Source organism: Candidatus Eisenbacteria bacterium, assembly GCA_013140805.1.
Classification (GTDB): Bacteria; Eisenbacteria; RBG-16-71-46; order RBG-16-71-46; family RBG-16-71-46; genus JABFRW01.
Window position 1 is genome coordinate 42,904 of record JABFRW010000029.1, and the last position, 11,576, is coordinate 54,479.

An 11,576-nucleotide genomic window follows, 5' to 3' on the forward strand; every position below is an offset into this window, starting at 1 on the left:
CACGGCCGAGGGTGATTTCTATCGACGAGTCGCTCAGCGCTCGCTGATGCTGAACGGCCCGTTGTTCGTGACCACACGCACGGGCGGTCCGCCCCGGCCGAGCGCGGTCGTGATCCACCCGCGTCGCCGGTGGGAGTCGATCGCGTAGTCGAATGTGCGCGGACCGCTGAGGGTTCCCGTCGTCAGACGGGCCGAGTAGTCGGCCGGCAGCATCAGACTGAGCGGGCCGTTCAGCGCTTCGGCATCGAGGCCGTCACCCTTCCAACGCGGGCCCGAGAGCACCACGTGAAGCGGACCGTTCTGCAAACGTGCCTGAACGTCTCCGCCGAGATCCTCGAGCGACATCGGGCCATTGCTCGTCTTCAGCTTCATGGTGCCGTGGACGTCGCGCACGCCAATTGGGCCGTTGAGCGTGCGCAGTTCGAGATCGGTGGCACGCGGCACCCACACCTTGACGTCGACCGTCCACCACTCGTTCTTCGGCGACTCGTCGGGTCCGACTGGCTCCAGCACGCCGTCGTTCAGTTCGAGCTGGATCCTGGCCGCCAGCCCACGCGCCTGCTCCTCGGTGCGCGCACGGGCCATCACTCGATAGAGGATGCGCACGTCGTCGCGATCCGAGCCCATCACCGTCATGCCGCTGTTCTGTCCGCCGTCGATCGCGATCGGCCCCTTCGCGCGCGGATAGTCGAACTCCCGCACGACGCAGGCAACGACTCGGCCGTCGTTCCAACTGTCGGAGGACTGACTCCATCCCTGATCGCGTTCGGGGTGGGCGAGCGCACGCTCGACCCAGGCATCATCGAGTCGATTCGTGGACGAGCCGTTTCCGGCGCGCGAGGCGGAGGGACCCGCGGCAATCATGAGCGCCGTGGCGACGGTGAGTAGCAGAGCAGAGCGCATGCGGGACCTCGCAAAGTTAGGTCGGATCAAGCCACAGGGGTGGCGTTCAACCCCTTGGACCAAGCATGCCGGGGGAAGGTTGGCAGCGCTGAGGCTCGCGAGTCGCACCTCGGGAGCGCTACTGCGAGAGGAACTTCCGATACGCCGCCAGCGCGTCGGGGCCCTCGGTCGCGAGGCGGTACGGGTTGTCGGGATTCGATGCGCCGCCGATCCCCCACCCGAACAGCGTGACGAGTGCCGCTCCGTGATTGAAGCAGCGCGCGAGGTACGTCTCCATCGTCATTCCGGAGTTCGCGGGGGGATCCCCCGGAAGAACGTTCGTCCCCTCTGCTGACGCCCACCACGGATCGCCGTGCTTCGCGCGCTCCTCCTGGATCTGATCGAACGTCCCGCTCCCGGGATAGGTGGTGAACCCCGGTCGAACGCCTGCCGCGAACGCCACCGAAGGGCGCTGGGAACTGGACGCGGCATCCAGGACTTGCTCGTAGCTGACGCCCGACGGCACCTGTCCAGTCGCCTCGAGCTCGGCGAAGCGAGCGCGCGACAGGAATGCCACGTGGGTGTAGATGCGGTCGCGATTCACCCCGGCCTGCGCAAGGCCGTCGGTCCAGAGTTCGATGAACTCGGCGACGATCGAAGCCACCTCGGCTCCCACGTCCGCGGGCGGCTGGCCGGGACCAAAGCCGCGATTCGCGAGCGCATGAAAGCCCACGCGGTCTCTCGAGGTGGTGTCCTGTCCCATGTGCGACTCCCAGCCCGCGATGACACCCGCGAACCGATCGCCCATGCCCTGGGCCTCGAGGATCGCCACGCGCGCTGCGATCTCGGCGCCGATCACGTCGCGCGCCCGGCGCGAAACCTCGGCGCGGATGTCAGGGGCGTTGAAGCACATCCTCGCAGGCGGGTGTGCCCAGTCCAGAAGCAGGCCGGTGGCGAGCGTTCCATCGCCATCCGTCCACTCGAGGTTCCCGGCGTCGGTCAGATCGGTCCGTCGACTCCAGAACATGGCATCGTCGATGTGGAATCCGACCGCAACGCTCTCCGCTGCAGCGATGCTGAATCCGTCGTCGATGATCTGACGGACCTCGGCGTCGGTGTGGTCGAACGAGATCGGTCCAAGGATGAATGCGAGTCGCGCCTTCGAGCCGCCTCTCGTGCCGATCTTCGCGACGATGTCGTGAACCATCGCGGCGACTTCGTCCTTCGGCGTGTAGATCAACTCCCGGTCGAAGGGGATCGCCGGATCCGGCCCGCCTTCGAACACCTGAAATGCCAGGTAGCGCACTTCGCTTCCAGCGAGCGCTGCCAGGGACTCGGGGGCACTGGCTTGCGGAGCGGTCGTGCGAGTCGAGCCGCACCCCGCACCGAGAGCGAGGAGAAGAATCACGAACCCGAGCCCGATTCTGTTTCCCTGAGGTCGCATCATCGATGTCGGACGGTCCAATCGAGCGCTGAGGTTTCAAGTCCCTCCCGGGCGAGCGGGAGCGGATGATCACTTGCAGGCGCGTCGAGTTGCGCAAGTCGAAGCCGGTGGCACAGTGTGGCCGCATGAGATGGAACGCTCAAGCGTCGTTAGGCGGCTTGCCCCGCACGTTCTGGATCCTGTGCGGTGGCATGCTCGTCAACCGCGCAGGCAGCTTCGTCCTCATCTTCCTCTCGGTCTACCTCACGCAGTCGCGCGGCTTCTCGATCACGACCGCGGGAATGATCGTCGCTCTCTACGGAGCGGGAGGGATGCTCGCGAGCCTCGCGGGCGGATTCTTCGCGGATCACATCGGACGTCGCGCCACCATGCTCGGCGCGTTGACGCTCGGCGGGCTCGGAATCATCGGCCTCGGCTTCGCCCGGGACCTCCGTGTGATCGCTCCGATGGTGTTCGCGGTGGCGTTCTTCGGCGAAGCCTACCGCCCGGCCATGCAGGCCGCGGTCTCCGACCTCGTCCCGGCCGAGAATCGAGTGCGCGCGTTCGGCATCCTCTACTGGGCGATCAACGTGGGGTTCTCGATCGGGGCCATCCTGGGCGGTGCGCTCGCCCAGTCCTCGTTCTTGTGGCTGTTCATCGGCGACGGCGTAACAACCCTGCTGTTCGCGTTTCTCATCGCTCGCGCCGTGCCCGAGACGCGTCCCACGCCGGCCTCGCACGCGGCCGGCTCCGCTCGACGCGGCGTGCTCCACGACTTGCTCGCGCCTTACCTCGATGGGCCGTTCGGTGCCTTCGTACTGCTCGCGGTGCTGACCATGCTCGTCTTCCTGCAGCACGTCTCGACGCTGCCGATCGACATGAGCGCTCACGGCGTGCAGCGCACCTCGCTGGGAGCGGTGCTCGCCATCAACGGCATCGTGATCGTCCTCCTGCAGCCGTTCCTGGCGCCGTACCTTCAGCGCTGGAATCGTTCGTACGTGCTCGCGGTGGGCGCGTCACTGATCGGACTCGGATTCGGGCTCTACGCGCTCGCGCGCACGCCGGTCGGCTACGGGGTTGGCGTGCTGATCTGGACGCTGGGGGAGATCTGCGTGCTGCCGATCTCCAATGCGGTGGTCGGCGACATCGCGCCGTCGCACATGCGGGGCCGCTACCAGGGGGCCTACGGCCTCTCGTTCGGATTCTCGGGCCTGTGCGCTCCGCTGGTCGGCACGTTCGTGCTGCAACACTTCGGTGGCCACACGCTGTGGTGGAGCTGTCTCGCGGTCGGAGTGATCGCGGCGGTCGGACACCTGCTCCTCGCCCCGGCGCTCACGCGCCTGCGCGAGGAACGGATCGCTCAGCGAGCCACCAGCGGTTGAATCGCGACTCCGTTCAGCGCTTCGACTGGCTCGACCCCCCGAGCAATCGCCCCGACTCGGGTGTCCAATGGAGCGCGAGCCGCAGCCGGCGGACGTAGCCGGCGTCGGGCGGCCGCTGGAGAGCCACGAACTGACGATGGCCGGGTAGCACGTCGTATCCCCGCAGGTCCGGCACCGCTCCGAGCGCTTCCGGTTGCCCGACCTGAGGTGGTTCGCTCGGCGTGAATCGCGCGGCCACCAGCCGACTCCCACTCACGAAGTAGAGCTCACGGCCGTCCCGCGCCCAGCGGGGAGATTCGCCACCGGCAGTCGAGACCTGCGTGCGCTCGCCGCCCCCCAGGCGCTCGACGAACACTTCGACCTGACCACCGAGGCCACTGCTGAAAGCGAGCCAGCGCCCATCTGGTGACAGGGCGCTGCTCCTGGCTGCGGCGCCCCGGAGAAGGACTTTTTCGGATCCCGTCCCGTCGAGCGGAACGGAGCGCACGTCTCCGGAGTGAGAGCCGACGAAGGTCACCTCGCGTCCGTCTCGGGTGACGTCGTACACGTTGATCTCCTCGACGCTGCTGCCGACGAGGCGAGGAGTCGCCCCGCTTCGCGCCTCCATGAGCATGATGCCGAAGGGGGCTCCGAGCTTCATGAAGACTACAGAACGCCCGTCCGGCATCCACGCGGGGAACTCGTAACCCTCCTCTTGAACAATTCGGCTGCGACGCCCGAGACCGAGTTCCACGAGCCACGGTCCGGTCCATTCGTCGGACACCACCAGGCGGCCTCCGTCGGGAGAGACGCGAACCCCGCGGCCATAGAGATCGCGCGGCACGGGAAGCGGCGTGATGTGGCCCGCAGCATCGACGCGCACGAGCTGCATTTCTTCGATGCCGCTGTTGCGTATCAGGCCGGAGGACCAGGCGAGGTGTCCTGCGCCCGAGTAGGCGACGATGGCGGCTTCGTTTCCGGTCCGGGAGACGTCCTTCAGGACGGCGACCGGAGCTCCCGTCACGGCACCACGCTTGGGATCGAACGGCACCACCATCGCCTGACCTTCGCGGGTGACGCAGAGCAGACGGTGGTCTCCGAGGTAGCGAGCGTAGACTCCATCCACCTCGAGCCGGCGCAGCGCGCCCGATCGCCGATCGATGACTCCGAGCTTGGTTCGGGCCTGACTCCAGTCCGAGACCAGGATGTAGGGCCCACCGGGCAGCAGCTGCGGCCACGCCTGTTTGGAAGTGCTGTCGGGCGTGGTTGGCCTGGCGATCAATTTCGAGAGAGCTCCACCCGCGGCCGGCACTCGCATGAGTGGTCCCGGCACCATCTCCTGCAAGACGATCTGGTCGCCATCCCAGCAGCCGCCGAAGTAGTCATGGATGGCGCACACGGTCTGGGTGAGACCAGCGCTCAACGAGAACTTTCGCAGTTCGCTCGGGATCTGGAAGGAGCTCCTGCTGGTGCCCACCGCGAAGGCGACCCACGATCCATCGGGGGAGAAGAAAGGGCCCTCTCCGGTCTCGCTTCCCGGAATTTCGCGGACGACACCATCGGCCAACTGATGCACGTAGATCCTCGACATTCCAGACGGGCCGACGGCGGCATAGGCCAGCGTGCGCCCATCGGGGGCGAACGCGAGCACCGGCGAGCCCCAGCCATAGAGAGCCAGCGTGTCCGGAAGAGCCAGATCCACGAGCGTGAGCGGTTGCGAACGAGCGGGCCACGGAAGCCGGCTGATGCCGATGCCGACCGCGGTCGCGAGCACCGCGACGAGTGCAGCCAGGGCGCCGAGCGATCGCGCGGAGACACCGCGTGGCGCCTGAGTCCGGACCGAGCGAGCCGCCGGTGCGGCGTCTTGCAGCGCGATGCGTGCTTCTCCGATGTCGCGCAATCGTTGCGTGGGATCCCGCACGAGACAGCGCTCGAGCAGCGCTCGCAAGCGATCCGGAGTCTCGCCGGGGAGTTCCGCCCAGTCGGGGTCCGCGTGGAGCACTCGGGCAATGATCTCCGCGTAGTTGTCTCCGGCGAATGCCGGTCGGCCGACCAGGCACTCGTACAGCACGCAACCGAACGCCCAGATGTCGGTGCGCCGATCCGTCGGCTTGCCGCTCGCCTGTTCGGGGCTCATGTAGGCGGGCGTGCCCAGCACCGTCCCTTCGATCGTCTTGTGAAGGGTGGCCGCCGCGGACATCGCGGCATCCCGCGCCCCGCCAAAGTCCATCGCGAGCCCGAAGTCCAACACCTTGGCCTGGTCGGTGCGGGTGAGCATGACATTGCCCGGCTTCAAGTCTCGGTGAACGATTCCGCTCTCGTGCGCCGCTTCGAGACCCGTTGCGATCTGGCGACCGATCCGGATCGCTTCGGCCAGCGGCAGCGGTCCCCGGCTCAGCCGATCAGCGAGCGTGAGGCCTTCGACGAGCTCGAGAATCAGGTACGAGCGGTCGCCCGACTCTTCGAGACCGTGAATGGCGCCGATGTTGGGGTGGTTGAGCGAAGCCAGCGCGCGGCCCTCGCGCAGGAACCGGGAGACGTGCTCGCGATCGCGCGCGAACGCGTCGGGCAGCGCCTTGATTGCCACGTCGCGATCGAGCCGCGTGTCGCGAGCCCGATAGACTTCGCCCATTCCGCCGGCACCGAGCGGACCGAGGATCTCGTAGGGACCGAGACGGGTGCCTGAGGTCAGCGACATTCGCGCAAGCTATCGCAGAACCGGGGCGGATCGCTATGAGGCCAGGTCGACCAAGTCAGACGCGGCGGGCAAGCCGCGCGCTCACCTTGAGACCACCACGAGCGGCGTCGTCGATTCTCCGTCGTCGGTGCGAAGCCGTGCGTAGTGGACGCCCGCCGGCAACCATGCCGCGTCGATCGGAACGATGTGGTGCCCGGCCGCTCGCAGCTCGCCCGCCATCAGGGTCCTCACCAACCGCCCCTGCACGTCGTACAGCGCAATCGTCACCCGCGTCGACGTCGGCAAGTCGAACGCGAGCGTGCCGCGACCGCGGAGCGGATGAGGGGCCGGCGTCGACAGGTGCACTCGGGACTGAATGCTCCGCGGCATCGGCACCGACACCGTGATGATCGACTGGTCCTGGATCGCCGCCATGTTCGTGCGCGCGATGCCGGCGAGACTGTTGTAGAGGCCGCCGACGTAGACCATCTGGCCGCCACTCGCGAGCGCGTTGACCTGGCCGAAGTCCAGGTTCGCGATCCACGGGAGCGCCGCGGCCGTGGCGGAGTCGACCACCGCGAACTTGGACCGGGACACGGCGCTCACCATCGTGAAGGTGCCGCCGAGGTACACGCGCGAGCCAATCGGGAGCACCTCGTTGACGGGTGCGCTCGGATCGCAGTTCCACGCCAGCGCGAGGCCCGTGACTGGGTCGATCGCTGCGACGCGCGGACGGTGGAAACCACCGATGTTGAAGAAGTGGCCAGCCGCGTAGACGCGGCTCGGCGTCACCGTGAGCCCGTCCACGGTTCCGTCCGCTCCCGGATTCCAGGCGGCCACCGTTCCGGAGTCCGGGTGGAGCGCGACCAGGCGATTGCGCGTGAAGCCGCCGACCGTGGTGAACGCGCCGGCGGCGTACACGCGCCCGTGCCCGACCGCGAGCGCGTTGACGACTCCACCGGAGTTCGGGTTCCACGCCCGCACCGCGCCGCTCGCAGTATCGACGGCGGCAAGACGGTTGCGCGTCTGTCCGCCGACGGTGGTGAACTGACCGCCCACGTAGATGGTCGAGTCGCGAGCGACGAGCGCGTTGACGGTGCTGCTGGCGTTGGGATTCCACGGCAGCAGAGCGCCGGTGACGGCGTGGACCGCGGCAAGGCGACTGCGCGCGACGCCTCCGACGTTGGTGATCGGGCCGCCGATGTAGATCTTGTCGCCGACCTTGATCATGGCGTTGACCTCGTTGCTCGAGTTCGGATTCCACGAGGTGGCGACGCCGGTGTTCACGTCGAACGAAGCGAGGTTGTTCCGCAGGATCACGTTCATCGCCGCGAAGTAGCCGCCGACGTAGAGCGTGGTGCCCTGGGCGGTGATCACGTCGGCGCTCGAACTCGCCATCGGGTTCCACGCCAGCGGCGCCGCCGTCACCGGATCGAGCGCCGCGAGAAAGTTGCGCGACTGGCCGGCGATCGTCGGGAAGCCGCCGCCGATGTAGGGAACTCCGCCGACCACCGCCAGTGCGTTGACCGAGCCACCGAGGTTGGGATTCCAGGCCGTGGCGAGTCCGGTCGTCGCCGAGAACTCGGCGAGTGCGAAGCGCGATACCGTGCCGTTGACCATGAAGAAGTTGCCAGCGACGTAGAGGTTGGCCCCGTTCGGCACGATCGTGTTGACGTCGCCGGAGATGTTGGGATTCCAGGCGTTCAGCGCGCCGGTCGCGGTGGTGACGGCGGCGATCGCGTTGCGCGTGACACCGAGAACCTTGTTGAAGCGGCCGCCGAGGTAGAGCGTCCCGCCGTCGAAGCGCAGCTCCATCACCTCGGGGAACATGCTGACCGTGTCGGCGATGGTCGGATTCCAGGCGGTCACGGCTCCGACGCCCGCCGTGTCGATCGCGGCGAGGCACGAGCGTGACTGGCCGCCGACGGTCGAGAACACCCCGCCCGCGTAAATGGCCCCGCCTGCGAAGGCGATCGCGTTGACCGTCGCGCCCGCGTCGGGATTCCAGCTCTTGAGCGACCCGGTCGTGGCGTCGAACGCCGCGAGCCGATTCCGCGGGACAGCGCCCACGAACGTAAATGTCCCCCCAACGTAGAGAATACCGTTCACGAGTGCGATGGACTCGACCCGACCGGTGGTCCCCGCTGTCCAGGCGGCCACCGTTCCGTCCGCGTTGATGCGCGCGAGGTTTTGCCGCCTCAGTCCGCCGACCGAGTCGAAGGAGCCCGCGATGAACCAGCCGCCCGAGCCGTCGGGAATGATGGAGTGCACGCTGCCGCGCACCGGCGCACTCGCGAGTGGCGTGTTGGTGCCGGCCGTGAAGCGCAGGGCGCCGCCCATCCACGGCCCCACGTTCTTGAACAGCCCGGCGGCGTAGAGCGTATCTCCGGAGCGGATGAGCGCGTTGATCTCACCGTTCGGGACCCACAGGTCCAGATCCACGGCCTGGGCGAACGCGGGGGCGTGAGTCAGCACGAAGACGAATGAGAGGAGCAGGCCGAGAAGCGAGCCACCGCGTGAGTGGCGAATCGAAGGACGGTTCATGGTGGGTCTCCAAGCCGGTGGGGTCCGGATCGTGGTGAAGAGCAGGCGCAAGACGGTGACGGACCGCCGGGTCCTCCCTCTGCCAGACCATTGCGCGGAAGCGGGGCCGAAACCGTCACGGCGCCGGAACAAGGGAGCCGGACTCGACGGACAGTTCGTCCTTGTGCCTCTCGCTTTACCGCGCGACAATGCGTTGCCGTAATTCCTCCACCGGGAGCACCCCCCATGGCCGCCTGCCGCCCCCGCGTCGTTCTGCTCGCTCTCGTGCTGTGCGTTGCCCTGTGCGCGCCCGCGTACGCCGCGGGCATCCTGTGCGGCACCGTGCGCGACGCGGTCACGAGCAACCCCATCGCCGGCGCTGGGATCTTCCTCCGGCAGACCACGGGCCAGTACACGGGGTTGAACGGCGCCACCGATGCGACCGGGCACTACTGCATCAACGGCATCCCGGCGGGCACCTACGATCTCGAGGTGCGCCTCGACGACTACCAGGTGGCGTATCGCCGCGGCGTCGTTGTGAACGATGTGCCGGTGAGCGTCGACGTCGACGCCCGGTTCATGGCGAGCACGCTGTCGCCGGCGTGGCCGAATCCCAGCCGCGAAAGTGTCCGCTTCCGCATGCGCATCCGGGACTCCGGGGCCATCGACCTCACCATCCTCGATGTGAACGGACGCCTGATGACGGGCTGGACGGGACTCGCAGGAGTCGGCGAGGAGAGAGTCGTGACGTGGGACTTCCGTGACACGGCCGGGCGCCGCGTGCCGGCGGGCCGTTATTTCGTGAGACTGAGCGCCGGCGATCGGTCGATCTCCCGCGCGTTCGCGCGTATTCCATAAGAGGGCCACCCAGCGATGCACTCATTCCTTCGACGAACCCTCGCCGGCCCGCTCGCGGCCCTTGCAACTGTGTCGATGTGCGTGCTGCTCGTGCTCCAGGCTGGATGCGGGAACGTCAGCCAGAACTCCTTGGCGCCACTGCCGCCGTCGCCGAGTGCGACCATCGCGGGATCGGCGCACGCACAGGGCGGCCCGGGGATGCAGGGCGTTGTCGTCACGCTCGAAGCGATCGACGACGGTGTGTCTGCGAGTGTCTACCGCACGCTTCGCGAGCAGGAATCGTCGGCGCTGAGCGCGAAGGTCGGAGGGACGACGCTCGGTAGTTCGGCTCTCGCGGGGCCGAGCCGCTCGGCGGTGACGGACGCCCGTGGCCGCTTCGCATTTGCCGACGTGTCGCCTGGTGCCTATCTCCTGACCGGGATCGCGGAGAACCACATCGGGGGTGTCGTGCGCACGACGGTCAAGCCGCTCGAGACCACGACACTGGACACCACGTTCGTGGACATCGCGATGATGCCGACCGGCAAGTTCTACGGCACCGTGACGCTCGAGAACGCGGCGAACCACCAGAGCACGGTCGTCTACGTGGACGGCAGCTCGTACGTCGCGGTTACGAACGCCGCTGGCGGCTACCGCATCGAGGGCGTGCCGGTCGGCACCTGGACGGTGCGCGGCACTCACGCCGGCTATCTCGATCGCTCGGTGAACGGCTCGATCGCGGCCGCGGGCGACAGCATCCCGCTGACCTCATTCGAGCTCCCGCTCAACTCGAACATCGCGCCGACGGCCAGCCCGAACGATCCAACGTCGCCGGTCGCGCACACGCTCACGGGGCTGTCGGGCTCGGGCAGCGACGCCGACGGCACGATCGCGCGCTACGAGTGGGACTTCACGAACGACGGCACGTTCGACTACTCGAGCACGACCACGGCCAGCACCACGCACGACTACGGCACGTCCGGCACCTACACGGCGAAGCTGCGCGTGACCGACAACGACGGAGCGATCGGACTCGCAGTCGTGACCCTGAACGTGGTCGACGGCGTGTTCGTGTCGCCCACCGGCAACGATAGCGACCCCGGTACCTACGACCAGCCGGTGTTGACGATCAACACCGGTCTCAACCTCGCGCAGTTCTCCGACCGCAACTACATCTTCATCGCCACGGGCACGTACACGGAGACGCCGTCGTTCCCGGCCGGCAAGGAAGTGCGCGGCGGGATGACGACGGGCACCACGTGGACGCAGACGCTGGGCAACTACAGCATCGTCAACGTCGGCACCTCGCCCGCGACGATCTCGGGCGCGAACATGCCGACGCTGGTGAGCGGCGTCGACATCCGCGCGAGCAACCAGGTGACGGCGGGCGGTACGTCGATCGCGCTTCACATCTCCAACAGCTCCTCGGCGCTGCTCCTCACGGACTGCAAGTTCACGGCCGGAAACGGCGCGGTCGGTCTGTCGAAGTCGCCGGGCGCCAACGGCGGTAACGCGAGCGGTGCGTCCGGCCTGTCCGGCGGACTTGGAGGCATTCCCGGCGGCGGCAACGGCGGCACGGGCGGCCTCGGTGGTGGCGGTAATGGCAACCCGGGTGGCCCCAGCCTGGGCTGCAACGGTGGCGGTTTCGGCGGCTTTACCTTCTCCTGCTCGCCCGGCGGCATCGGCCAAAACGGCTTCAACTCCTGCACGCCGGGTGACGGAGCGAACGGCGCGACCCTGGCGAACGGCGGCCAGACCGTCGCTGGGGTCTGGAATCCTGCGGCCGGCAACAACGGCGTCAACGGCACCGGTGGCGCGGGCGGTGGCGGCTCGTTCGCGGTGTACCTCTACAACGCGCTGCCCACGTTCTCCC

General features: G+C 67.8%; 7 protein-coding genes. 3 read left to right on the forward strand and 4 right to left on the reverse strand.

What is annotated here, in order from left to right; genetic code table 11:
* Positions 1-33: 33 nt before the first annotated feature.
* Complete coding sequence (locus tag HOP12_03045; protein ID NOT33126.1) at positions 34-903, reverse strand: hypothetical protein; 870 nt, start codon at positions 901-903, stop codon at positions 34-36.
* A gap of 118 nt (positions 904-1,021) precedes the next feature.
* Positions 1,022-2,188 (reverse strand): hypothetical protein, encoded by a 1,167-nt coding sequence (locus tag HOP12_03050; protein ID NOT33127.1) that lies wholly within the window; start codon positions 2,186-2,188, stop codon positions 1,022-1,024.
* A 296-nt stretch (positions 2,189-2,484) separates the two neighbouring features.
* Between HOP12_03050 and HOP12_03055 the strand changes: the two genes are divergently transcribed.
* On the forward strand, positions 2,485-3,687 hold the full coding sequence (locus HOP12_03055) for an MFS transporter (protein NOT33128.1): 1,203 nt from the start codon (positions 2,485-2,487) through the stop codon (positions 3,685-3,687).
* A gap of 13 nt (positions 3,688-3,700) precedes the next feature.
* Here HOP12_03055 and HOP12_03060 read toward each other — a convergent pair whose 3' ends face one another.
* Together HOP12_03060 and HOP12_03065 are read right to left on the reverse strand one after the other, a co-directional pair.
* On the reverse strand, positions 3,701-6,364 hold the full coding sequence (locus HOP12_03060; GenBank protein NOT33129.1) for a serine/threonine-protein kinase: 2,664 nt from the start codon (positions 6,362-6,364) through the stop codon (positions 3,701-3,703).
* Positions 6,365-6,445: 81 nt separating this feature from the next.
* Complete coding sequence (locus HOP12_03065) at positions 6,446-8,887, reverse strand: PQQ-binding-like beta-propeller repeat protein (GenBank protein NOT33130.1); 2,442 nt, start codon at positions 8,885-8,887, stop codon at positions 6,446-6,448.
* A gap of 225 nt (positions 8,888-9,112) precedes the next feature.
* Here HOP12_03065 and HOP12_03070 point away from each other — a divergent pair, with 225 nt between their 5' ends.
* Positions 9,113-9,724, forward strand: a complete 612-nt coding sequence (locus tag HOP12_03070) for a T9SS type A sorting domain-containing protein (protein NOT33131.1) — start codon at positions 9,113-9,115, stop codon at positions 9,722-9,724.
* Between the two features lie 198 nt (positions 9,725-9,922).
* On the forward strand, positions 9,923-11,576 hold a 1,654-nt coding region (locus tag HOP12_03075), incomplete at its 3' end, for a PKD domain-containing protein (protein NOT33132.1).

Excerpts from the sequence above, each read along its gene's own strand:
- HOP12_03045 (NOT33126.1), bottom strand. The coding sequence starts at position 903 with ATGCGCTCTGCTCTGCTACTCACCGTCGCCACGGCGCTCATGATTGCC.
- HOP12_03060 (NOT33129.1), bottom strand. The coding sequence starts at position 6,364 with ATGTCGCTGACCTCAGGCACCCGTCTCGGTCCCTACGAGATCCTCGGT.
- HOP12_03065 (NOT33130.1), bottom strand. The coding sequence starts at position 8,887 with ATGAACCGTCCTTCGATTCGCCACTCACGCGGTGGCTCGCTTCTCGGC.
- HOP12_03070 (NOT33131.1), top strand. The coding sequence starts at position 9,113 with ATGGCCGCCTGCCGCCCCCGCGTCGTTCTGCTCGCTCTCGTGCTGTGC.